Raw genomic sequence first — 23,746 nt, 5'->3', positions numbered from 1 at the left:
GCCGCCCGAGGGTCAGCGGGCGGCCAGCGGGTCCGGGCCGGCGGCCGGGTCGGTGAGCGAGAGCCGGCGGGTGGCGATCCGCCAGCCCACCGCGTACACGACGGTGACCAGGCCGCAGCCGGCCAGCACCACCCGCTCGTCCACCAGGTCGACCACGCCGGCCACCACCAGCTGACTGACCGAGATCGCCAGGGTCGCCAGCATCATGTCGGTGGCGAACACCCGGCCGCGCAGCCGGTCGGGCACCTCGCCCTGGAGGGCGAAGTTCGACAGCACCCAGTTGCTGCCGCCACCGAAGTGGGCCACGAAGACCAGCAGCAGCACCAACGGGAACCAGCTCGCCACCGCCGCGCCCAGGTAGGCCAACCCGTACAGCGACATCGACAGGGCCAGGCCGGGCAACAGCCAGGCCCGGTTGGTCAGCACCCGGCTCATCAGGATCGGCCCCACCAGCGCCCCCGCCCCGCGCGCGGCGAAGAGCAGCCCGGTGCCGACCGGCCCCACCCCGTAGACGGCGGCCAGCAGGGGGAAGACGGTCAGCACGCCGTTGCCCAGGCCCACCGCCGACTTCACCGTGACCAACGCCAACACCCGGGGCCGGTGCCGGATGTGACCCAGCGCCTCGCGGATCGCCGCCCAGGTGCGCGGCGTCGACCGGTCGGCCTCCCGGGGCACCTGCAACGGCCGGCGGATCAGCGCCGCCAGGCCCGCCGCCAGCACCAGGCCGACCGCACCCACCCAGAAGCAGGCGTACGGCCCGACGACCGCGCTCAACACGCCACCGAGGGACGCGCCGACCACCGTCATCGTCCCCCAGGCGGATCCGGCGATGGCGTTGCCGGCGGCCAGGTCGGCGGGGTCGAGCACGTTGGGCAGGGCGGCCTGCGCCGACGGCGAGTAGAACGCCTTGCCGACCGCCACCGCCGCGATCGCCACCATGGCCAGCCAGGCCGTGCCGGCGTCACGCACCCCGAGCAGCAGCAGCACACCGAGCAGGGTCACGCCGTTCGCGGCCATCATGACCTTGCGGCGGTCGAACCGGTCGGCGATGGTCCCGGTGTACGGCAGCAGCAGCGCCAGCACCCCGGTGTCCAGGGCCAGCACCAGGGCACCCCACACGCCACTGCCGGTCAACTGCGGCAGCAGCACCAGCAGCGGCACCATGACGAACCAGTCGGCGCCGAAGACCACCAGCTCGGCCAGGAAGAGGTTGCGGAAGTCCCGGTTGCGGACGAGTACGGAGAGCGGAGAGGACACGTGCCCGCACCCTACCCGCCGGCCTGCGGCCCACTCGTTCGGCTCAGCAACTGGGAGACCGTGACGAAGGTGTAGCCCCGGGCCCGCAGGCCGGTGATCATCGCGTCCAGGCCGCGCAACGCCACCTGCCGGTTCTCCGGACCCGCGTCGTGGGCCAGCAGGATGGTGCCCGGCACCACGTCCGCCACGATCCGCCGGGCGTGTCCGGCCGGGTCGTCCGGGAACTCACCCTCCACCATCTGCAACGACCAGAGCACGACCCGGTAGTCCAGGCGTACGGCGGCGTGCAGCACCGCCCCGCCCAGGTGCCCGTACGGTGGGCGGGTCAACCGGGGTGGCACCCCGGTGGCCTCGGCGATGGCCTCGTGCGACCGGAGCAGGTCGTCGTGGACCTCGGCGGCGGCCAACCTCGCCAGGTCCCGGTGCCGCCAACTGTGGTTGCCCACCTCGTGCCGGGCCAGCCGCCCCCGGATCAGCCCCGCGTGCCGGCGGACCCGCGCGCCGACCAGGAAGAAGGTCGCCGGCACCGCGTGCCGTTCCAGGGTGTCCAGCACGGTCGGGGTCCACCGTGGCAGGGGGCCGTCGTCGAAGGTGAGCGCGACCAGCCGTTCGGTGGTCGGGACGTGCCACACCACCCGGAGCCCGCCCGAGCCGACGTCCTGCCGCCGGGTGCCGACGGTGGCGCTGGCCGGGCCGCCGGAGAGCGGCAGGTGCCGGTCGGCGAGCGACGTCCCCTGCGACATGCCGACGGCGCCCAGCGTGATGCCCCCGGCCAGCAGCGCCCCACCGCCCAGCACCCGCCGTCGGCCCCACCGCCCGCCGCCCGGGTCGGTCGTCTCCGCCGCAGCCCGCGCCATCACCGACGGTGGATGGACGATGACCGGAGGTAGGTGACCACAGGGTGACCGTACCCGCCGGTCGGCGCGATGTCCCGGGCCTGACGCGACGCGCCCCCGGCCGGAGGTTCCCGGGCCGGGGGCGTGTGGTGGGGCGGCGGAGCTACTCGGTCGGCGGCAGGGGCGAGCGGCGGCTCTTCGGCAGCCGCAGCACCTCGAACTGGTCGGTGCCGTCCACCAGGGCCGCCGACGGGGTCGGCCGGGCCGGCGCTTCGGCGGCTGCCTCGGCGGCCGGGGCACCCACCGGCGCCGGCACCTCGGCGTCCGGCTCCGCGGGCGTCCCGGCGGGTCCACCCTCGTCGGAGGTGCGCCCCCGCCGGCCGGCCCGCCGCTCCCGCAGCGACTCCTTGGTGCGCTCCACCATCGTGTAGAAGGTCGGCACCAGGACCAGGGTGAGCAGGGTGGAGCTGAGCAGGCCACCGATCACCACCACGGCGAGCGGCTGGGAGATGAAGCCGCCCTCCCCGGTGAGCCCGAACGCCATCGGCAGCAACGCGAAGATGGTGGCCACCGCGGTCATCAGGATCGGCCGCAACCGGCGTCGGCCGCCCTCGACCACCGCCTCGCTGACGCTCATCCCCTGCCCCCGGTACTGGTTGACCAGGTCCAGCAGCACGATCGCGTTGGTCACCACGATGCCGACCAGCATGAGCACGCCGATCAGCGCCGGCACACCCAGCGGGGTCCCGGTAACCAGCAGCAGGCCGATCGCACCGGTCGCCGCGAACGGGATGGAGATCAGCAGGATCAGCGCCTGGACGATGCTCCGGAACGTCGCCACCATGATCAGGAAGACGATCGCGATCGCCGCCAGCACGGCCAGGCCCAGGTCACCGAAGGCGTCCTCCTGCTGGGCGCTGGCCCCACCCACGGTGATCGTCGCCCCCGGCACGTCCACGTCCGCCAGCCGCTGCTTCAGCTCGGTGCTCGTCGCGCCGAGGTTGGAGCCGGTGGCCGTGCCGGTCACCGACACGCTGCGCTCACCGTCGATCCGGGTGACCTGCTGCGGCCCCTCGCCCCGGGTGACGTCGGCGATGTCGTCCAACTTCACCGGGCCCACCGGCAACGCCCGCAACTGCTCCTCGGTCAACGGCGGGGTGGCCGTGGTCCGCAGCACCACGTCCTGCTGGCCGCCGTCGAGCGTCACCCGGCCCAGCGGACTGCCCCGGTACGCCTGCGACACCAACTGCCCGACCGCCGCCTCACTCAGCCCCACCCGGGCCGCAGCCAACCGGTCGACCCTGACGTCGACCCGGGGCACCCGGTCGGCCAGGCTGGTGGCCACGTCCTCGACCCCCGAGATGCCCGCCATGGCGCCCCGGACCTGGTCGGCGGCCCGGTTCAGGGTGTCGGTGTCGGCGGCCTGGACGACCACCTCCAACTGGTTGCCCGAGGTGCCCCCCTGCCCGTTGTCGAAGCTCAGCTCACCGGCTGCGGCACCGAGCCCGTCGAACTCCCGGCGCAGGACCTCCTTCATCTCCTTGGCGTCGGTGTCGCCGTCGAGCGCCACCGACCAGCGGGCGGTGTTGTTGCCACCGCCGGCCAGCCACGGCTGGTCGTTGCCGCCCGCGCTCACCTGGTAGGTCTCCACCCCGTCGGTGCGCCCCAGCACCCCCTCCACCAGGCGGGCCGCCTGGTCGGTGGCGGCCAGCCCGGAACCGGCCGGCAGCTTCTGGCTGATGCTCAGGGTGTCCTGGCCGGAGTCGTCGAGGAAGTTGGTCTCCAACTTCTGGGCCAACCCGAAGGTGCCGAACAGCAGCAGGATGCCCACCGCCACGGTGATCCACCGGGTCCGGCGGGTCCGGGTGGCGAACCCGATCACCGGCAGGTAGGCCCGCTGCAACGGGCTGCGCAGCTCCTTGGCCTCGGCGGCCCGGCGGACCGCCTCGTCCGCGCCGTCGCGCGGCGGCCTGAGGAACCAGTACGCCAGCACCGGGATCACCGTCAGCGACACCAGCAGCGAGGCGAGCAGGGCCACCGTGACGGTGATCGCGAACGGCGCGAACAACTGCCCGACGAAGCCACCCACCAGGGCGATCGGGGCGAACACCGCGACCGTGGTGAGCGTTGACGCGGTGACCGCCCCGGCCACCTCACGGACGGCGGCGACGATCGCGTCCCGTTTCGGTTCGCCGTACTCCAGGTGGCGTTTGATGTTCTCCAACACCACGATCGAGTCGTCGACCACCCGCCCGACCGCGATGGTGAGCGCGCCCAGGGTGAGCAGGTTGAGCGAGTAGTCACCGGCCCAGAGGGCGAGCAGCGCCACCACCACCGACAGCGGGATGGAGACCGCGGTGACCAGGGTGGACCGGACCGACAGCAGGAAGACCAGGATCACCACGACCGCCATCAGCAGGCCGAGCAGCCCCTCCGTGGTCAGGCTCTCGATCGACTTCTCCACGAACGGGGCCTGGTCGAACACGATGGTCAACTCGGCGCCGGAGGCGGACCGCAGGTCGTCCAGCCGGTCCCGGATGTCGTGCGAGATCCGTACGGCGTTGCCGTCCTGGGCGGCCGTGACCTGGACGCCGATGCTCTCCCTGCCGTTGGTGCGGGTGATCGCGGTGGCCGGGGCGAGCTGCTGCTCCACGGTCGCCACGTCACCGAGGCGGACCGGGACGGCCTTCGGCGCGGTCGGGGTGAGCGCGATGCCCCGCAGCTCGTCGAGGGTGGTGACCGGGGCCCCCACCTGCACCGGCAGCGCGCTGCTGCCGTCGACGACCGCACCGGCCGGGACGGCGATGCCGTTGGTCTTGAGCGCGGTGGCGATGGCGGTCGGGGTCAGCTTCGCGGCGGCGAACTTCGCCGGGTCCGGCACGATCGTCACGACCTGGTCGCGGGTGCCGGTGACGGCGACCGTGCGGACCCCGTCGATGCCCTCCAGCTCGGGCACCACGGTGTCGCGCAGCTTCGCGGCGAGCGCCTGCTCGTCACCGCCGCCGGTGGCGGCCAGCACCACGGCCGGCAGGTCGTCGGTGCTGCCGGTGATGACCTGCGGGTCCACCTCGTCGGGCAGTTGCGCGTCGACCCGGCTGAGCGCGGTCTGCATCTTGTTGGCCACGTCGTCGATGTCGGTGCCGAAGACGAACTCCACCGCGATCGTCGCCGACCCCTCCCGCGAGGTGGAGGTGACCTTCTCCAGCCCGGGGATGCTCTGGAGGCTGTTCTCGATCGGCTCGGTGACCTGCGCCTCGACGATCTCCGGCGAGGCGCCCGGGTAGACCGCGACGACGAACGCGCCGGGGAACTCCAGCGACGGCAGCAGCTGCTGCTTGAGCGAGGGGACGGTGAACGCCCCGAACGCCGCGGTCACCACCGCGATCAGGGCGACGAGCCCCCGGTTGGCGAGGCTGGATCTGGCGAGCAGCGACATCGGCGTGGCTCACTCCTGGGAGAGGGGACAGGCGTCTAGGAAGTCTGCCCGACCCGGTCTCCCCCGCCCCCACGGGGTCACCGCCTCCCCGGCGGGGCCGACGGCTGGCTCCCCGGCGGGGCCGACGGCTGGCGGGAAACCGCCGTCGTCACCGTCGCCGGTCGGCTCGACCCGGCGGCGGGGCGGGGACCGCAGCGGTGGGACCGGTGCGGCGGTCGACCACCACGCCGGCCGGCGGACGGTCGGGCGGCGGTGGGTTCGGGTCGGGTCGGGTCGGGGGGCGGGCAGGGCGGGATCAGGCCAGGTCGAGGGAGCGGGCGGCGGTCAGGGCGTCGTTGGCGATGGTGATCGGCGCGGGCGCGGTGGAGATCGCCCACTCCGGGTCCTTCAGGCCGTGGCCGGTGACCGTGCACACCACCGTCGACCCGGCCGGCACCCGGCCCTCGGCCCCCTGCTGGAGCAGCCCCGCCACGCTGGCCGCGCTACCCAGCTCGACGAAGACCCCCACCTCCCGGGCGAGCAGCCGGTAGGCGGCGAGGATCTCCCGGTCAGTCACGGCGGCGATCAGCCCCTGCGAGGCGTCCCGGGCGTCGAGCGCCTTGGTCCAGCTCGCCGGGTTGCCGATCCGGATGGCGGTGGCGATGGTCGACGGCTCCGGCACCACCTGACCGTTGACGATCGGGGCCGCCCCGGCGGCCTGGAAGCCGTACATCCTGGGGGCGCGGGTGGCGTTGCCGGCCCGCAGGTCCTCCGAGTAGCCCATCCAGTACGCGGAGATGTTGCCGGCGTTGCCGACCGGCAGGCAGTGGATGTCGGGGGCGTCGCCGAGCGCCTCGACGATCTCGAAGGCGGCCGTCTTCTGGCCGTGCAGCCGGTCCGGGTTCACCGAGTTGACCAGGGCGACCGGGAAGTCCTGGGCGAGCTTCGAGGCCAGCGCGAGACAGTCGTCGAAGTTGCCCTGCACCTGGAGCAGTTTGGCCCCGTGCACCAGCGCCTGGGCCAACTTGCCCAGCGCGATCTTGCCCTGCGGCACCAGTACCGCGCAGGTGATCCCGGCCCGGGCCGCGTACGCGGCGGCGGAGGCGCTGGTGTTGCCGGTCGAGGCGCAGATGATCGCCTTGTCACCGGCCTCGACCGCCTTGGAGACGGCGACGGTCATGCCCCGGTCCTTGAACGAGCCGGTCGGGTTGGCCCCCTCGACCTTCAGGTAGACGTCCGCGCCGAGCCGGGCGGAGAGGGCCGGCGCGGGCAGCAGCGGGGTGTTCCCCTCATGCAGGGTGACCACGGGCGTGGCGTCGGTGACCGGCAGCCGGTCCCGGTACGTCTCGATCAGGCCCCGCCACATGTCGCTCTCCTCGCCTCTGCCGCCCCGGTCGTGCCGGGGCCCCTGCCAGCCTGGACCAGCCTCGTCGATCTGTCCCCGGCACACCCACCGATAACCATCAGGCGAGACGCCGGGTCACGCGCCGCCCTCGACCCGCAGCACGCTGGCCACCGAGCGGACGATGTCCAGCCCGCGCAGCTCCCGTACCGTCGCGGCGAGCGCGGCGTCGGGAGCGACGTGGGTGACGATGACCAGGTCGGCGTCCTCACCACGGCCCGCCGGACCGCCCCCGGCCGGCCCCTGCCGGACGGTGGCGATGGACACGTCGTGCCGGGCGAACACCCCGGCCACCGCCTGGAGCACACCCGGCCGGTCGACCACGTCGAGACTGATGTGGTAGCGGGTCAGCGCCTCGCCCATCGGCCGGACCGCCAGGTCGGCGTAGGCGGACTCGCTGGCCGCGTACGCCCCGGCGAGCCGGTTGCGGGCCACCGCGACCACGTCGCCGAGGACCGCGCTGGCGGTCGGTGCGCCGCCCGCACCACGGCCGTAGAACATCAGCTGCCCGGCCGCCTCGGCCTCGACGAAGACCGCGTTGAACGCGTCGCCGACGCTGGCCAGCGGGTGGGTCAGCGGGATCATCGCGGGGTGCACCCGGACGCTGACGGTCTCCCGGCCGGCCGCGTCGGTGCCCCGGGCGGCGATGCAGAGCAGTTTGATGGTGCAGCCCATCGCCTTGGCGCTGGCCATGTCGGCGACGGTCACCTCGGTGATGCCCTCGCGGTGCACGTCGGCGGCGGTGACCCGGGTGTGGAAGGCGAGCGAGGCCAGGATGGCGGCCTTCGCGGCGGCGTCGAAGCCCTCCACGTCGGCGGTCGGGTCGGCCTCGGCATACCCCAGCTCGGTCGCCTCGTCCAGTGCCTCGGCGAAGCCGGCGCCGGTGGCGTCCATCGCGGAGAGGATGAAGTTGGTGGTGCCGTTGACGATGCCGGTGACCCGGTTGATCCGGTCGCCGTGCAGCGACTCGCGCAGCGGGCGCAGCAGCGGGATCGCCCCGGCGACGGACGCCTCGTAGTAGAGGTCCGCCCCGCCCTCGGCCGCCGCGTCGTGCAGAGAGGCACCGTCCTCGGCGAGCAGCGCCTTGTTGGCGGTGACCACGCTCTTGCCGGCGCGCAGCGCCTCCACCAGCCAGCTCCGCGCCGGTTCGATGCCGCCGACCACCTCGACGACCACGTCCACGTCGTCGCGTTTGATCAGGCCGAGCGGGTCGGTGGTGAACAGCGCCGGGTCGACGGGGAGGTCACCCCGGTCCCGACCGACCCGGCGCACGGCGATGCCGGCGATCTCCAGCGGAGCACCGATCCGGGCGGCCAGGTCGGCGGCCTGCGTGTGCAACAGGCGGACCACCTCGCTACCGACCGTTCCGCAGCCGAGCAGGGCCAAGCGCACAGGTGACGTCATCCCACATCCAAAGCGAGCAGGTCTTCTTCGGTCTCCCGCCGCACGATCAGCCGGGCCTGGCCGTCACGCACCGCGACCACCGGGGGGCGGGGCACATGGTTGTAGTTGCTGGCCATGCTGCGGCAGTACGCTCCCGTGCCGGGAACGGCGACAAGATCTCCGGGCTGCACGTCGGCGGGCAGGAATTCATCCTTCACCACGATGTCCCCGGACTCACAATGCTTTCCCACCACGCGGGCCAGCAACGGCTCGGCGGTCGAGGCCCGCCCGGCAAGCGTGGCCGAGTACGACGCGTCGTAGAGGGCGGTCCGGATGTTGTCGCTCATCCCGCCGTCCACGCTGACGTAGGTCCGCAGCCCGTCGACGTCCTTGACGGTGCCCACCTCGTAGAGGGTGAAGACGGCGGGCCCGACGATGGCCCGACCCGGCTCGATCGACAGGTGCGGGACGGTCAGGTTCTCCGCCGCGCACTCCGAGTCGACGATCTTGCGGAGCCGCTTGGCCAGCTCGTCCGGGGTCGCCGGGTCGTCCTGGGTGGTGTACGCGATGCCGAAGCCGCCGCCCAGGTCCAGCTCGGGCAGTTCCACCCCCCGGGCGTCGCGGATCTGCGCCTGGAGGGCGAGCACCCGGCGGGCGGACACCTCGAAGCCGCTGGTGTCGAAGATCTGCGAACCGATGTGCGAGTGCAGCCCGCGCAGGTCCAGCACACCCTCGTCGATGACCGTGAAGGCGGCTGCGGCGGCGGCCCCGCCGGCCAGCGAGAAACCGAACTTCTGGTCCTCGTGGGCGGTGGCGATGAACTCGTGGGTGTGCGCCTCCACGCCGACGGTGACCCGGATCAGCACGCCGGGGCGGACCCCGCGCTCCCGGGCCAGCGCGGTGAGCCGGTCGATCTCGGTGAACGAGTCGAGGATGATCCGCCCCACCCCGGCGTCCAGCGCCCGGGTCAGCTCGGCGACGGACTTGTTGTTGCCGTGGAAACCGATCCGCTCCGCCGGCATCCCGGCCGACAGCGCGGTGGCCAGCTCGCCACCGGAGCAGACGTCCAGGTGCAGGCCCTCCTCGGCGATCATGCGGACCACCGCCCGGCACAGGAATGCCTTGCCGGCGTAGTAGACGTCCACGTCGGGGAAGGCGGCCCGGAAGTCCCGGGCACGCGAGCGCAGGTCGTCCTCGTCGAGGACGTACGCCGGGGTGCCGTACTCGGCGGCCAGGTCACGGACGTCGAGGCCCGCGACGGTCAGCGCACCGCCCGTGCCGCGCTCCACCTGACGCGGCCAGAGCTGCGGGACCAGGGCGTTGACGTCGGCCGGGGGACGCAGCCAGCCCGGCCCCCGGTCACCGATGTCGCCGTGCATCGCACCGGCTTCGTGGGCACGCATCAGGGCTACATCCTCTCCGGGGCGGAGACACCGAGCAGGCGCAGCCCGTTGGCGATCACCGTACGGGTGGCGTCGTTGAGCCAGAGCCGGGCCCGGTGCAGGTCGGTGACCTCCTCGTCGCCGCGCGGCAGGATCCGGCAGTTGTCGTAGAACCGGTGGTACGCCCCGGCGAGGTCCTCCAGGTAGCGGGCCACCCGGTGCGGCTCGCGCAGCTCGGCGGCGGCGGCGACCACGGCGGGGAACTCGGCGAGCGCCTTGAGCAGCTCGTTCTCCTTGTCGTGGTCGAGCAGCTCGGGGTGGAACCCGGCCCCGTCGCCCCGGCTCAGGCCGACCTCGGCGGCGTTACGGCCGACGCTCGCCGTCCGGGCCGCGACGTACTGCACGTAGTAGACCGGGTTGTCGCGGGTGGCCCGGGTCCACAGCTCCACGTCGATGTCGATCGGCGAGTCGCTGGAGTAGCGGGCCAGCGCGTAGCGGGACGCGTCCACCCCGATCGCGTCGACCAGGTCCTCCAGGGTGACCACGGTGCCGGCGCGCTTGCTCATCCGCAGCGGGACGCCGTCGCGGACCAGGTTGACCAGCTGGCCGATGAGGATCTCCAGGTTGACCGCCGGGTCGTCGCCGAAACAGGCGGACATCGCCTTCATCCGCCCGATATAGCCGTGGTGGTCGGCGCCCAGCATGATCACGACCCGCTCGAAGCCGCGTTCCCGCTTGTCCAGGTAGTAGGCGCAGTCGGCGGCGAAGTAGGTCCACTCGCCGTTGGACTTGCGCAGTACCCGGTCCTTGTCGTCGCCGAAGTCGGTGGTGCGCAGCCAGGTCGCCCCGTCGGCCTCGTAGAGGTGACCCTGCGCGCGCAGCCGGTCCAGGGCGAGGTCCAGCTCACCCCGGTCGTGCAGGTCCTTCTCGTTGAAGTAGGTGTCGAACTCCACCCCGAAGCCGCGCAGCGAGGACCTGATCTCGGCGAACATCAGCGTCACGCCCTCGACCCGGAAAACCTCCTGGGCCTCGCCGTCGGGCAGGTCGAGCACGTCCGGCCGGACCGCCCGGACCTGCTCGGCGATCTCGGCGATGTACGCCCCGCCGTAGCCGTCCTCGGGGGCCGGCTCGCCCTTGGCCGCGCACAGCAGCGACCGGGCGAACCTGTCGATCTGCGACCCGGCGTCGTTGAAGTAGTACTCGGTGCCGACGTCGGCGCCGGTGGCCCGCAGCAGCCGGCTGAGCGCGTCGCCGACCGCCGCCCAGCGGACCCCGCCGATGTGCACCGGGCCGGTCGGGTTGGCCGAGACGAACTCCAGGTTGATCCGCTGCCCGGCGAGCCGGTCGCTGCGGCCGTACTCCTCGCCGGCCTCGACGATCACCCGGGCGAGCTGGCCGGCGGCGGCGGCGTCGAGCCGGATGTTGAGGAAGCCGGGGCCGGCGATCTCCACCGACTTGATCCCGGCCGCCCGGCCGAGCTGGTCGGCCAGCGCCGCCGCCAGCTCCCGGGGCGGGACGCCCACCTTCTTGCTGAGCTGGAGCGCCAGCGTCGAGGCGTAGTCGCCGTGGTCGGGATTACGCGGTCGTTCCACCGCCGTACGCGCCGGAAGCGCGGCGGGGTCGAGCCCACGCTCGGTGAAAACGGCGTGGGCTGCGGAGAGGACGACCTCGGCCAGTTCTGCGGGAGTCACCGAACCATGTTATCGGGGGTAGACTCGGGCACTCGGCGGCGACCCTGAGCGTCACCCGGCCCGCCAGATCCCCTGACCGACCGACCTGACGAGGCACGATGAGCATCAGCACCCCGGGCGGCCCTGAGCGCCGTCCGACCGTGGTCAGCACCGGTAAGAAGCCGGCGGCCGGCCGGCCCGCGGCCGTCGCCAAGCCCGGGGGCGGCAAGTCCGCGGGCGCGCCCCGGCAGACCTCGGGCGGCAAGGGCCCCCGCAAGCCGATCACGCCGGTGAAGGTGAGCCAGGGCCGCTCGTGGGGCCCGATCGCCCTGTTCGTCGCCGTGGGCGTGCTCGCCGTCTCGATCATCGGCTACGGCGCGTACGCGGCCTTCCAGGGTTCCAAGTCGTGGGAGCAGCGGGCCGCCGACATCGACGGCATCGTCGACTTCCGGGACAAGGACCCCAAGCTCGTCCAGGGCGGCCAGCACCAGCAGGGCGCGATCAAGTACGACGTCCTCCCGCCGGTGGCCGGCCCGCACAACCCGGCCTGGCAGAACTGCATGGGTGACGTCTACGACGCCCCGATCGCCAACGAGCACGCGGTGCACAGCCTGGAGCACGGCACGGTCTGGATCACCTACCGCCCCGACCTGCCAGCCGATCAGGTCAGCAAGCTCCGCAGCAAGACGCAGGGCGTGGAGAAGGTCATGCTCAGCCCGTTCGAGGGGCTGGACAAGCCGATCTCGCTCCAGGCGTGGGGCTACCAGCTCAAGGTCGACAACGCCGACGACAGCCGGATCGACGAGTTCATCAAGACGCTGCGGGTGAACGCCTCGGTCGAGGGTCCGAACGCCAACTGTGGCCAGGGCATCACGGCCACCGGCACGGCCCCGCGCGACAACGTCCCGCAGCAACAGCAGCAGCCCACCCAGTGAGGACGTGGCGATGACCGCTCCCGCGACGACCGACACACCGCCCGTCGAGCCCTCGGTCACCGGTTCCGGTGACCGGCGGCCCGCCGGCCGCTACGGCCTGCTCGCCCTGGCGGCCGCCGTCGTGGTCGGTCTCCTTCTCGGGTACGCCGGCGGTCTGCTGACCCCGACGTTGACCCGACCGGGTGACAGCTCGGCGGAGGCGGGCTTCGCCCGGGACATGACCACCCACCACGCCCAGGCGGTGGAGATGGGGCTGATCGCCTTCGACCGGGGCACCGACCCTGAGGTACGTCAGATCGGCGGCGACATCGCCACCGGCCAGCAGGGCGAGATCGGCACCATGCAGACCTGGCTGCGGTCGTGGGGGCTCGACCCGACCGGCGACCAGCCCCGGATGGCCTGGATGCCGGACGGCACCGGCAAGATCGAAAACGGTCTGATGCCGGGCATGGCGACCCCGGAGGAGATGGCGAAGCTGCGCGTCGCCCAGGGGCGCGAGCTGGACGTGCTCTTCCTCCAGATGATGATCAAGCACCACCTCGGCGGCATCCACATGATCCAGGGCATCCTCGACGCCGGTGGCGACGACGACGTCCTCGCGGTGGCGCAGATCATGAAGAACACCCAGCAGACGGACCTGACCAACCTCCAGAACGCGCTGAAGCGACTGGGCGGCTGACCCGCCCGTCCTCCTGGGAGGCCCGCGTCCCGCTCCGGCGGACGCGGGCCTCCGCACGTCTCCGGCCTCCCCCACACCTGAGGGTCTCCGCCCGACTGGAACCCCCACGCACCTGTTGCACGTCTCGCCCCCGCATGCCCTCGGGCTGCCGGCCTTCCCCGAAGCGTCAGCGGTCCGGGCCGCGCCGCATCCCCTACCGCCAGGGAGTTATGGGCGTTTTGGGTTTTTGGCGTGCCGCGCACCTTTGAAGACCTAAGAGACTTTTCTACCCACATATCGTGACCAGTTGTGATTCGTGCTCGTTGCGCAGGACGTGGGGGTTGCACTCAGAGACGCGCGGCGGTCGGTCACCAGTTGGTGCCGACGCCACACCATCGGCGGTGACGGAGCGGTGGCAGCCGCCCGTCGCGGACACCGGCAGGGCGAGTCGGGAGCGCTCAGCCGGGAACAGGAACTCGAACTGATCGACGTACTGCGAGGCGTCCACCCCGACGAGTTCGGGCTGGACGAGGAGCTGTGGACGCGGCAGAGCCTCGCCGCACTGATCCAACGCCGCTTCGACCTGACGATCGACGCCGGCACGGTCGGGGCGTACCTGCGGGCCTGGGGGTTGGGCCCCCGGGAGCCGCGCGAACGGGCCTGCGGGCTCTGCGTCGGCGCGGTCGAACGCTGGGTACGCGGCGAGTACCCGGCCATCACCCGGGCCGCCCAGGAACACGACGCGGAGGTCTACTGGATCGGCCGGGTACGCCTGCGGGGCACCATGCCCGCCGCCGAGGTGATCTCGGCGGTGTCGTCCCGGGGGCGGGTCCGGTTCATGGTCACCACGCCCAGCGTGGACCCACCGCTGCCCCGCGACTTCGTGTTCCGGCTCAGCGGCGCCGACCAGCACCCGGTGCACCTGATCGTGGACGGCTCCTGGCCCCGGAACGAATGGCCCCGCCGGCTCCCCCGGCGCATCGCCCTGCACCCGCTGCCCAGCTGCGGACGCACCCTGGCCGCTGCCTGACCAGCTCGCTCCGGCCGCCGGTGACGGCTCACCTGCCGGCGGCGCGTCCCACCACCAACGGTGACGGCTCGCCCCACCACCGGCAGTGACGCTCCGCCCACCACCAACGGTGACGGCTCGCCCCACCACCGGCAGTGACGCTCCGCCCGCCGCCATCGGTGACGGCCCGCCCGCCACCAATGGCGGTCGGGGTGGCTCCGCGGCGTCACGATCATGCAGGTCAGCGGACAGCACCGGGGGGTGCCGGGTGGCGATTCGGTGATCCGGAAGGGGGTTTGCTACTCTTCTCAGGTCGCTGAGCCCCCGTAGCTCAGGGGATAGAGCACCGCCCTCCGGAGGCGGGGGCGCAGGTTCGAATCCTGCCGGGGGCACACTTGCTAAGAAAGCCAAGACCAGCACACGAAGGCCGCTGACCAGGGGAAACCCGATCAGCGGCCTTCGTCGTATCTCCGGCCAGGTCCGGCCGTCAGCGGCCGTGGCGGGCGCCTGTGCCACCGCGCTGACCGACTCAATGTCGCCCTCGTGCCGTTGTCACGGCTCGGCGATGCCGCCATACCGGCCCACGAGAATCGGTCACCGCCGGGCCGGGCAGGCAGCCACGGGAACCGATCACCGCCCATCCTGGGCAGGCGGCGGGTCAGGGGGTTTCGCGGCGGGCTCTGGCCCGGCGTTTCCCCTCGTGCATGGCCTGCACCCGGGGCACCGGGATGGTGCGGCCCTCGGCGACCAGGTCGGCCGGGAGCCGCTGCGGTGCGGGCATCGCCTCGGCCCACGGGTCGCGGTCACCGAGCAGCGCGGGGACCGTCCGCACGGTGAAGTCCCCGGGGCTGATCGTGTCGAGGTCGTCCCAGCCCACCGGGAACGACACCGGCAGCCCGGGGCGCAGCCGGGGGCTGTACGCGGCCACCACGGTCGCCCCGCCGGCCCGGGTCGGATCGACGAAGACCCGACCGCCCCGGTCCTCCCGGATGAAGGCGGTGGTGGCGGACTCCGGGTCGAGGCGCTCGGTGTGTACGGCGAGCGCCCGGGTGGCGGCGGCCACCTCCTCGGCGGTGGTGTCCGGGTGCACCGGGACGAAGATGTGCAGCCCTTTGGCGCCGCTGGTCTTCACCGCCCCGGCCAGTCCGACGTCGGCCAGCGCCCGGCGGACCGCCCCGGCGACCCGGGCCACCGCCGTGAAGGCGTCCCCCTCGGGTGGGTCGAGGTCGAGCACGAGATGGGTGGGCTGCTCGGGCCGGGTCGCGGTGACCAGCGCCGGGTGGTACTCGATCGCCCGCTGGTTGGCGAACCAGAGCAGGGTGCGCCGGTCGTCGCAGAGCGCGTACGACACCTGGCGGTGGGAGGTCTCGGCCCAGATCGCGGTGCGGCGTACCCACTCGGGGGTGTATTTCGGCAGGTTCTTCTGCATGAACGGCTCCTGCCCGCGCAGCAGCCGGACCACCGACAGCGGCCGGTCGCGCAGGCCGGGCAGGATCCGGTCGTGCACGGTGTCCAGGTAGTCGACCAGGTCCCGCTTGGTCACCTCGTCACCGGCGAGCAGCAGCTGCTCCAGGTTGGTCAGGCCGACCCCGTCCCGCGTCTCCTGCGCCCCCGCCATCCGCCCACCCTCCCGGGCGCACGGCCCCGGCGCAACCCCGACACGGGTCGGCCACCGAACCCGTCACCGAGGGGTCGTCTGTGACCATGACACCGGTGGAAGGAGGCACCCCGTGCCCCAGGAACACGACGACGGCACCCCCGACGTGGAACAGGACGGCGACGGCTACACCGACGCCGAACAGGACAGCGGCGACAATGCCGACGCCGAGCAGGAGTCCGAGCTGAACAGGACTCCGACGCCGAGCAGGAGTCCGAGGCTGAACAGGACTCCGACGCCGAGCAGGACGAAACTGCGCAGGGCGGCGGCGGGCCCGACAGTCGGGAGCGGGGTGGCGCGGAGCGGGATGGTGCCGGGTGTGCCGGCGCGGGCCGGGACGGTGACTGCACGCTGCGGGAGGCGCTGGACCGGGTGGGCGGCAAGTGGAGCATCGGCATCCTGTTGGCCGCCTCCCCCGGGCCGGTCCGCTTCAACGAGTTGGCGCGGGGCATCGAGGGGATCAGCCGGCGGATGCTCACGTTGACGCTGCGTAACCTGGAGCGGGACGGCCTGCTGCACCGGCAGGCGTACCCGACCGTGCCGCCGAGGGTCGAGTACCGCGCCACCCCGATGGCGATGGAGCTGTACGAGCCGTTGGTGGCGCTGACCGACTGGGCACAGCGGCACCGGGCGGCGATCAGCCAGGCGCGGGCCGCGTACGACCGGGGGCATGACGGGGCCTGAGCGCGGTGCGGACCGGGCCTGTGGCGAACGCCACCGTCTTTCTCTGACCGATCGGTCAGTGTCTGACCGATCGGTCAGGCATGCTGGAACGCATGATCCGGCGCACCCCCCGCACCCACGGTGAGATCCTCGCCGCGGCGGCCCGGCGGTTCGCGGTTACCGGCTACAAGGGCACCTCGTTGCAGGACATCGCCCGCGAGGTGGGCTGCTCCAAGGCGGCGGTGCTCTACCACTTCGCCGGCAAGGAGGCCCTGCTCGCCGAGCTGATGGCCGGGCCGATCTCGGTGCTCTGCGAGCTGGACGAGCGGATCTCGGCGCTGACCGGGGCGGCGGCGCAGCAGGCGGCGGCAGAGGGCTTCGTCGACCTCGCGGTGCGTTTCCGGGGCGAGATCGCGCTGCTGCGCGGGGAGTTCCCGGAGCTGCTCGCCCAACCGGCCTTCGCCCACATCCACCTCATCTCGGAACGGCTGATCGAGGCGATGACCGGCCCCGACGGTGGGCAGGACGCGCGGGTCGCCGCGCTGGTCCTGCTCGCCGGCATCGCCGAGGGATGCGGCACGTTCGCCGACATCCCCGACGAGGAACTGCGTCCCGCCCTGCTGGCCGTCGCCCAGCGGGTCCTCGTGACTGCCGCACCACCGCCACCACCGCCAACTCCCGACCACCAACACCAGGATTGAGGACAAGGATCTGATGGCGACCCTGCTGTACCGGCTAGGCCGGGCATCGTTGCGCCGCCGGCGACTCGTCGTCGCCGTCTGGCTCGTCGTACTCGTCGGCCTCGGCATCGCCGCAGCCACCCTGAAGGGCCCGACAGCCAGCAACTTCACCATGCCCGGCACCGAGTCGCAGCAGGCGTTGGACCTGCTCGCCGAGCGGTTCCCGGCAGCCAGCGGCGCCACCGGCACCATCGCGGTGAAGGCGCCCGCCGACGGCCAGTTGACCACCCCTGAGGGGCAGTCCGTCGTCAAGGGGGTCGTCCAGGAGGCGTCGACGCTGCCCGGCGTGGTCGGCGCCGTCGACCCGTACCAGTCCCAGGCGATCACCCCCAACGGCCGGTACGCCCTGATCCAGGTGCAGTTCGCCACCGGCGGGGACGAGGTGACCCCCGAGCAGCGCGAGGCGTACGAGAAGGTCGGCGCGCAGGCCGAGGCGCAGGGTTGGCAGATCGCCCCCGGCGGTGAGGTGCTCAACTCCGAGCCGGAGGTCGGCTCGACCGAGGCGTTGGGCGTGCTGGTCGCCGCGATCGTCCTGATCGTCACCTTCGGTTCGCTGGTCGCGGCCGGGATGACCATGCTGAACGCGCTGATCGGCGTCGGGGTCGGGATGGCCGGCCTGTTCGCCCTCAGCGGTACGGTCCAGTTGACCAGCACCGCGCCCATCCTGGCGCTGATGCTGGGCCTGGCGGTCGGCATCGACTACTCGCTGTTCATCACCTCCCGGCACCGGCAGCACCTGCTCGAAGGACTCACCCCGGAGGAGGCGGTCGGCCGGGCCGTCGGCACCGCCGGTTCCGCCGTGCTCTTCGCCGGGGCGACCGTGGTCATCGCGCTCGCCGGGCTCGCCGTCGTCGGCATCCCGTTCCTGACCGTGATGGGTCTGGCCGCCGCCGGCACGGTCAGCGTGGCGGTGCTGGTGGCGATCACCCTCGCCCCGGCGCTGCTCGGTTTCGCCGGCCGCCGGGTCCTGCCCCGCCGGCTGCGCAAGGCCGCCCCGGCCACCGAGACCGTCGAGGCCGTCGAGACCGTGGAGACCGCGCCGGCCGCCGAGGACCGCTCCGGGTTCGGGTTCCGCTGGGCGCAGTGGGTGACCCGGCTGCGCATCCCGGTCATCCTGGTCGGCCTGCTCGGCCTCGGGCTGCTCGCCCTGCCGGCCCAGGACATGCGGATCGCGCTGCCGGACGCCAGCACCGCCCCGGTGGGCAGCCCGGCCCGCACCAGCGCCGACCTGATCCGGGAGGGCTTCGGTCCGGGCTTCACCGGCCGGCTCGCCGTGGTGGTCACCTCGGACTCCGCGCAGGACACCGCAGCCGCCGTGCCGCAGGTCGCGGCGCTGATCCAGCGTACGGAGGGGGTGCTGGCGGTGGCCCCACCGCAGCTCGACCCGACCGGTCGGACGGCACTGCTCGGGGTGATCCCGAAGAGCGGGCCGACCGACGCCGCCACCGAGACGCTGGTCCACGACATCCGGGACCGGGTCGGCTCGGTCGGCAACGCCGAGGTGCTGCTGACCGGGGTGACCGCGATCGGCATCGACGTGTCCGAGAAGCTCTCCGCCGCGATGCCGGTCTACCTGCTGCTGGTGGTGGGGTTGTCGATCCTGCTGCTGATGCTCGTGTTCCGGTCGATCCTGGTGCCGGTGAAGGCCGCGTTGGGCTTCCTGCTCACGGTGGCCGCCACGTTCGGCATCACCGTCGCGGTGTTCCAGCAGGGCCACCTGGCCAGCCTGGTCGGCCTGGACAGCCCGGCCCCGCTGATCAGCTTCCTGCCGATCCTGCTGATCGGCATCCTGTTCGGCCTGGCCATGGACTACGAGGTGTTCCTGGTCTCCCGGATGCGGGAGGACTTCGTGCACGGTGACACGGCCCGGCAGGCCACCATCAACGGGATGGGGCACGGGGCCCGGGTGGTGACCGCCGCCGCGCTGATCATGATGTCGGTGTTCGGGGGCTTCGTCTTCCTCGACGATCCGGTGATCAAGTCGATGGGCTTCGCGCTCGCGATCGGTGTCGCCATCGACGCCTTCGTGGTCCGGATGACCATCGTCCCCGCCGTGATGTCCCTGCTGAACACCAGGGCGTGGTGGCTCCCCCGCTGGCTCGACCGCGCCCTGCCCAACGTCGACATCGAGGGCGAGGGCCTCCGCGCCCACCTCGACAAGCAACCGGTCAACGTCTGACCCTGCCGATCATGGAGTTGTGGTGCCCGACCCGGGGTTTTTCGCCCCGTTCCGTCCGGCACCACAACTCCATGATCCACGTGGGAGCGGGGCTCAGAGGCCGGTGGGGTAGGTCTCCAGTTCGGCTACGGTGCTGGGGGTGGGTAGCGGGTGCAGGGCGGTGGAGGTGTCGCACCAGATGAAGGCGTCGTAGCGGTCGGCCAGCCGACTCGGGACGTAGTTGCCCCAGCGCTCGAAGGTCGGGTCGTAGACCACGCCGATGGCCCGGTGGTCGGCGGTGCCGGTGACCCAGTCGGGCTGGTCGGGGCCACCGAAGACGAGCACCGCCCGCTCCGGCAGCAGCTCGTGCAGCCGCGACTCCACCGAACCCTCCCGGGCCGGCGGCACCGTCATCACCTCGGCCGGTGACCCCCAGTGCGGGGCGGCCACCACCGTGCCCTGGTAACCACCGAGGCCGATCAGCGCCACCGCGTCGCGGCCCAGCCGTTCCCGGGCCAACTGCCCGATGTTGACCATCCCGTCGCCGGCCATGTCGGTGGCGCGGGCATCCCCGATGTGGGTGTTGTGCGCCCACACGATGCCGCGTGATCCGGGTCCGTAGCGGGTCAGCAACCTCTCCAGGGTGTCCGCCATGTGGGTGTCGCGCACGTTCCAGGAATCCGGCCCACCGTGCACCATCGCCCGGTAGTACCGCTCCGCCCCCGCCACCACCTCCGCGTTCTGCCAGGCAGCGAAGGCGTCCGGGCCGTCCGAGGCGACATGTGCCCGGGTACGCGCCAACAGCCGGATCACCTCCTCCTCGCAGCGCGCCGAGACGAACCGGCTGGCCGCGCCGTACTCCTCGACCCGCCGGCCGAACGGCTCGAAGCACCGGTACGCGTCCTGGGCGGCCTCCATCGACTTCGGGTCCTCCTCACCGAGATAGTCGAAGATCGCCTGCATGGACTCCCAGAGGCTGTAGACGTCCAGCCCGTGGAAGCCGGACCGTTCCCGCTCCGGACGCTCCAGGTTCCACGCCCGCAGCCACCGGCAGAACCGGTCCACCTCGGCGTTCGCCCACATCCACGTCGGCCAGCGGGTGAACCGTCCCAGCGCGGTCCGGGGGTCCTGGGCGCCACCCGGTGCGCCGACCACCGACCGGTGCACCCGGTCGCAGTCCGGCCAGTCCCCCTCCACCGCCACGAAGTCGAACCCCTGCTCGGCGATGAGCCGCCGGGTGAGCTGCTCGCGCAACCGGTAGTAGTCGTAACTGCCGTGCGTCGCCTCACCGATCATGACCACGCGGGCGTCCCGGACCCGCTCCAGCAGGGGGTCGAAGTCGCTAGGCGTACCGAGCCGCTGTACCAGCATGGGCGGGGCTACCCGGCAGGGTCGGCGGACAAACCGCCGATGGTGTGGCGGGACCGGCCGGTGTGGCGGCGGGCGGAACGGGTAGCCGGCGGCATGAGCGTCACCGGGTTGCAGTTGCAGGAGTACCTGGCCGGGCTCGACTACCCGGTCTCCCGCGAGGACCTGGTCCGCTGGGGTCAGGAGAACGGGGCGAGCACCGAGCTGCTCCAACTGCTGCGGGCGCTGCCCGCCGAGCAGTTCGAGGACCCGGCCGACCTGAACGAGGCCCTCACCACCCTCGCCTGAGCCCCCACCCGGATACCTGGGCCCAGAGCGGGCGGCCCCGCTCACCACCGGCGGTCACCGGGTCGGCCCGGTGCGGTGGCAGCGTGCAACAGCCGGAACAGCACCAACCACTGTTCCGGCCAGACCAGCCCGACCGGGGTGGCCGGGTCGATCCGCGCCGCCCGCAGCGCACCGTCGACCCGCCGGCCGGGATGGGCCGCCCGCAGCGAGGCCGCGAGCGACCCGCCCGCCCCGCCGAACCCCAGCTCCACCATCCGCCGGTACGCGGGCAGCGCGGCCACGGCCAGCAGCGGCTCCGGCCGACGGTCGATCCGCAGGATGCCCCCGTCGACGGCGGGCACCGGACGAAACGCGGTGCGCGGCACCCGCCCGGCGAGCCGCCAGTCGTACTCCGGCCAGGTCAGCACCGTCAACCGACTCCACCGGCCGAGGTCACCGGTCCGCTTGCGGGCGTACTCCCACTGGGTGAGCAGGGTGGCCGCGCGCAACCGGGGCGCGGCGAGGCACCAGCGGACCACCGCCGCGGTCAACGACCACGGAATGTTGCCGACCACGGCGAACGGCTCGTCGGGCGGCGCGACGGTCAGGAAGTCGGCCTGCCGGTGCGCCACGTGTGGCAGCGCCGCACACACCGCCGCCAACTCGGGGGCGACGGTCGGGTCGACCTCGTAGGCGATCAACCGGCCACACCGTCGGGCCAGCGGCCGGGTCAGCTGACCGCGACCGGCACCCACCTCCAGCAGCAGTTCGTCCGGGCCGGTATCGGCCGCCCGGACCATCCGCGTCACGGCGGCCGGGTCGGCGAGAAAATTCTGGGACAGTACGCGACGGGACCGGTCGCGTGCGGTGGTGCGGTCTCGGCGGGGCGCCACGGGTTCGTCCTGTCTGTCGCCGACCGGCGACGGTACGGACAGGCGCAGCACGACGCGGGGCCTGTCCGAGTGGATCGGGACTCGGACGACCCTGGGGATCGGCAGGGGGACGCTACGCGGTGACGGTGCAGGCGACGATCAGGCCAGACCCCTGCTCAGATCAGCGTGATCAGGCAGAGCGTGAACACGGGGAACGTGATCAGGGTCGGCGTGACCGGGGTCGGCGTGATCACGCCGAGGCGGTCTCGTCAGGTCAGGCGCGGTGGGCGTCCCGGCCGGCCAGGGCCGGACGCCGGACTCGCGGGCGGGCCACCAGGAGGGGCCCCCGCGCGGCCGACGTGACGGCCACGCTGATCAGGGCGTGCATGCACATGGCCGCCACGCTAACGCACCTCCCACGTTCCGCAAGGCATTTCCGGATCGGTCCGCCACCGCCCCACCGGCTCATGATCCCGCCCACCCACGACCCCACCGGCCCACGACACCACCGGGCCCACGACACCTGACCCGATCAGCACCCGCGCCGCGCCACCTCCGGGCCGGAAAGATCGGCCGCGCTGACGGTGCTCCGGCGGCCGGCCCATCCGGTCCCACCCCACCCCACCCCACCCCGGTCCGGTCCACCCCGGTCCACCCCGGTCCGGTCCGGTCCGGTCCGGTCCGCAGGACGATGCCCTACGTCGAGGCGCACGGCACCGGGACCGCGGCCCGCCAGCACCGCTGTCGGGCTGTCCCGCGCCGTGCCACCAGCTACCCAGCGTGACCCCGGCAGGGACACCATTGCCCAGACACCGATATGACGCAGCGGCATATTTATGCCGCCCAGGCATCACGCTCCTCGCCGCACCATGGGTCCACCGCCGCCACACCCGACCGACCACCGAGCCCACCGCACCACGGGACCACCACCCCCACACCCAACCGACCACCGAGCCCGACCGACGACCGAGCCCGCCCGACGACCGAGCCCGCCGCACGATGGCCCACCGCACGCCGAGCCGACGCACGGTCAGCCGACCTGTGACATGCCCTACCAGCGACGGGCCGACCCCCGACAAGCCGGCCGGATCGGGGCGGTCAGTGGTGGAGGTCGACGGTGCGGGCCTCGGCGCGGGCGGTCTCCGCCGCCGCCAGGACCGCCACCACCTCCCGGCCGAACCGGACGTCACACCGGTGGTCCCGCTCACCCGAGTCGATCTGCCCCAGCAGTTGGTCGACGGCCGTACCGAAGGCGGTCAGCGCATTGCCGTCGCCCGGCGGTACGGTCTCGACGCCGTTCTCGCCGTAGAAGACGAAGTCCCGGGCAAGCGCCGTCGGCGGGGCGTCCAGGGTCAGCGACAGCGCGCTGGTGGCACCCCCGTCGTGGGTGAGCACCAGGTGCACCATCCCACCGGGACCGTCCAGTGCGGCGACCCGGGTGACCCGGCCGAGCACCGGCACGACGATCGAGAGGGCGTGCGGGCCGATGTCCCACAGCGCCCCCTGCTCCCGCCGCCAGCGGGAACCGGCGTACGGGCTGCCGGGCTGGTAGATCGAGGCGAACTGGGTGGCGCGGGCGTGCTGCCAACCGCCGGCCGCAGCGGTGGCGGTGAGGAAGCCGTCGACGTTCGGGTGGAACCGCTGGGTGAAGAAGACCACCGAGGCCACCCCGGCGGCCCGCACTGCTGCGACCAGCCGGTCGGCCTCGGCGAGACTCAGCGCGAGGGGTTTGTCCAACAGCAGGTGGCGGCCGGCGGTGGCGGCCCGGATGGCGATCCCGGCCTGTACGTGCGGGGGCAGTGCCACGGCCACCGCGTCACAGACGTCGAGGAGCGCGTCGATGTCGGCGAACGCCGGTACACCGTGCCGGGCGGCCAGTGCGCCGGCCTTCTCCGGGTCGCGCCCCCAGACGCCCACCAACTCGGCGCGCGGATGCGCGTCCAGCCCCGCGCCGTGCGTCTGCGCCGCCCAGTGACCGGTGCCGAACAGGCCGAACCGCAGCACGTGGTACCCCCGGTCTCGTCGGGCCACGCGACACCGTGGCCGTCACCCACGCTAGCCGCACCGCCCAGGC

The 23,746-nt window shown here is 72.8% G+C and carries 18 protein-coding genes and 1 tRNA gene; 8 read left to right on the top strand and 11 right to left on the bottom strand.

All coding sequences use genetic code 11. From position 1 onward, the window contains the following. Positions 1-12: 12 nt before the first annotated feature. The 7 genes from AB0B63_RS05905 to argS all read right to left on the bottom strand — a co-directional run bounded on the left by AB0B63_RS05905 (position 13) and on the right by argS (position 11,366). Positions 13-1,257, bottom strand: a complete 1,245-nt coding sequence (locus AB0B63_RS05905; protein WP_357014935.1) for an MFS transporter — start codon at positions 1,255-1,257, stop codon at positions 13-15. An 11-nt stretch (positions 1,258-1,268) separates the two neighbouring features. Next, positions 1,269-2,114: a polysaccharide deacetylase family protein gene (locus AB0B63_RS05900; protein ID WP_357014932.1), complete on the bottom strand. Its 846-nt coding sequence runs from the start codon at positions 2,112-2,114 to the stop codon at positions 1,269-1,271. Between the two features lie 142 nt (positions 2,115-2,256). Next, positions 2,257-5,529 (bottom strand): efflux RND transporter permease subunit, encoded by a 3,273-nt coding sequence (locus tag AB0B63_RS05895; protein ID WP_357014929.1) that lies wholly within the window; start codon positions 5,527-5,529, stop codon positions 2,257-2,259. A gap of 295 nt (positions 5,530-5,824) precedes the next feature. Then, positions 5,825-6,874 (bottom strand): threonine synthase, encoded by a 1,050-nt coding sequence (gene thrC / locus AB0B63_RS05890; RefSeq protein ID WP_357014926.1) that lies wholly within the window; start codon positions 6,872-6,874, stop codon positions 5,825-5,827. 114 nt (positions 6,875-6,988) lie between these two features. After that, positions 6,989-8,302, bottom strand: coding sequence for a homoserine dehydrogenase (locus tag AB0B63_RS05885; RefSeq protein ID WP_357015166.1), 1,314 nt, complete (start codon positions 8,300-8,302; stop codon positions 6,989-6,991). Between the two features lie 8 nt (positions 8,303-8,310). Then, the gene (lysA, locus tag AB0B63_RS05880; protein ID WP_357014923.1) at positions 8,311-9,696 is read right to left on the bottom strand and encodes a diaminopimelate decarboxylase; all 1,386 of its coding nucleotides are present in this window, start codon (positions 9,694-9,696) and stop codon (positions 8,311-8,313) included. A 5-nt stretch (positions 9,697-9,701) separates the two neighbouring features. After that, the gene (gene argS, locus AB0B63_RS05875; protein ID WP_357014920.1) at positions 9,702-11,366 is read right to left on the bottom strand and encodes an arginine--tRNA ligase; all 1,665 of its coding nucleotides are present in this window, start codon (positions 11,364-11,366) and stop codon (positions 9,702-9,704) included. Between the two features lie 98 nt (positions 11,367-11,464). Here argS and AB0B63_RS05870 point away from each other — a divergent pair, with 98 nt between their 5' ends. The 4 genes from AB0B63_RS05870 (at position 11,465) to AB0B63_RS05855 (ending at position 14,339) form a co-directional block, all read left to right on the top strand. Then, entirely contained in the window at positions 11,465-12,280 is an 816-nt protein-coding gene (locus AB0B63_RS05870) for a DUF3105 domain-containing protein (RefSeq protein ID WP_208568386.1), read from the top strand. Positions 12,281-12,290: 10 nt separating this feature from the next. Beyond that, positions 12,291-12,959, top strand: a complete 669-nt coding sequence (locus AB0B63_RS05865) for a DUF305 domain-containing protein (protein WP_208568385.1) — start codon at positions 12,291-12,293, stop codon at positions 12,957-12,959. Between the two features lie 313 nt (positions 12,960-13,272). Then, positions 13,273-13,968: a winged helix-turn-helix domain-containing protein gene (locus tag AB0B63_RS05860; RefSeq protein WP_219470329.1), complete on the top strand. Its 696-nt coding sequence runs from the start codon at positions 13,273-13,275 to the stop codon at positions 13,966-13,968. A 299-nt stretch (positions 13,969-14,267) separates the two neighbouring features. Further along, a tRNA-Arg gene (locus tag AB0B63_RS05855) sits at positions 14,268-14,339 on the top strand. Between the two features lie 266 nt (positions 14,340-14,605). Here AB0B63_RS05855 and ligD read toward each other — a convergent pair. Beyond that, positions 14,606-15,565, bottom strand: coding sequence for a non-homologous end-joining DNA ligase (gene ligD / locus AB0B63_RS05850; RefSeq protein WP_357014916.1), 960 nt, complete (start codon positions 15,563-15,565; stop codon positions 14,606-14,608). A gap of 390 nt (positions 15,566-15,955) precedes the next feature. Between ligD and AB0B63_RS05845 the strand changes: the two genes are divergently transcribed. The 3 genes from AB0B63_RS05845 to AB0B63_RS05835 all read left to right on the top strand — a co-directional run bounded on the left by AB0B63_RS05845 (position 15,956) and on the right by AB0B63_RS05835 (position 19,186). Next, the gene (locus AB0B63_RS05845; protein ID WP_208568498.1) at positions 15,956-16,288 is read left to right on the top strand and encodes a helix-turn-helix domain-containing protein; all 333 of its coding nucleotides are present in this window, start codon (positions 15,956-15,958) and stop codon (positions 16,286-16,288) included. A gap of 92 nt (positions 16,289-16,380) precedes the next feature. Beyond that, positions 16,381-16,968: a TetR/AcrR family transcriptional regulator gene (locus tag AB0B63_RS05840; protein ID WP_219464461.1), complete on the top strand. Its 588-nt coding sequence runs from the start codon at positions 16,381-16,383 to the stop codon at positions 16,966-16,968. Positions 16,969-16,981: 13 nt separating this feature from the next. Continuing rightward, the gene (locus tag AB0B63_RS05835; protein WP_357014912.1) at positions 16,982-19,186 is read left to right on the top strand and encodes an MMPL family transporter; all 2,205 of its coding nucleotides are present in this window, start codon (positions 16,982-16,984) and stop codon (positions 19,184-19,186) included. 93 nt (positions 19,187-19,279) lie between these two features. Here AB0B63_RS05835 and AB0B63_RS05830 read toward each other — a convergent pair whose 3' ends face one another. Further along, on the bottom strand, positions 19,280-20,536 hold the full coding sequence (locus AB0B63_RS05830) for an erythromycin esterase family protein (RefSeq protein ID WP_208568381.1): 1,257 nt from the start codon (positions 20,534-20,536) through the stop codon (positions 19,280-19,282). Positions 20,537-20,629: 93 nt separating this feature from the next. On the opposite strand from AB0B63_RS05830, the gene AB0B63_RS05825 reads away from it, so the two are divergent. Further along, entirely contained in the window at positions 20,630-20,821 is a 192-nt protein-coding gene (locus AB0B63_RS05825) for a DUF2795 domain-containing protein (protein WP_208568497.1), read from the top strand. A gap of 41 nt (positions 20,822-20,862) precedes the next feature. Here the strand turns inward: AB0B63_RS05825 and erm are convergent, their stop codons facing one another. Together erm and AB0B63_RS05815 are read right to left on the bottom strand one after the other, a co-directional pair. Beyond that, on the bottom strand, positions 20,863-21,693 hold the full coding sequence (gene erm, locus AB0B63_RS05820) for an ErmE/ErmH/ErmO/ErmR family 23S rRNA (adenine(2058)-N(6))-methyltransferase (protein WP_357014907.1): 831 nt from the start codon (positions 21,691-21,693) through the stop codon (positions 20,863-20,865). Positions 21,694-22,770: 1,077 nt separating this feature from the next. Beyond that, complete coding sequence (locus AB0B63_RS05815; protein ID WP_357015163.1) at positions 22,771-23,676, bottom strand: Gfo/Idh/MocA family oxidoreductase; 906 nt, start codon at positions 23,674-23,676, stop codon at positions 22,771-22,773. Positions 23,677-23,746: the final 70 nt, after the last annotated feature.

Origin of the sequence: Micromonospora sp. NPDC049081, assembly GCF_040648835.1 — a bacterium.
Taxonomy (GTDB): domain Bacteria; phylum Actinomycetota; class Actinomycetes; order Mycobacteriales; family Micromonosporaceae; genus Micromonospora; species Micromonospora antibiotica.
The sequence above is the reverse complement of the archived record's forward strand: the minus strand, read 5'-3'. Positions and strand labels throughout refer to the sequence as shown.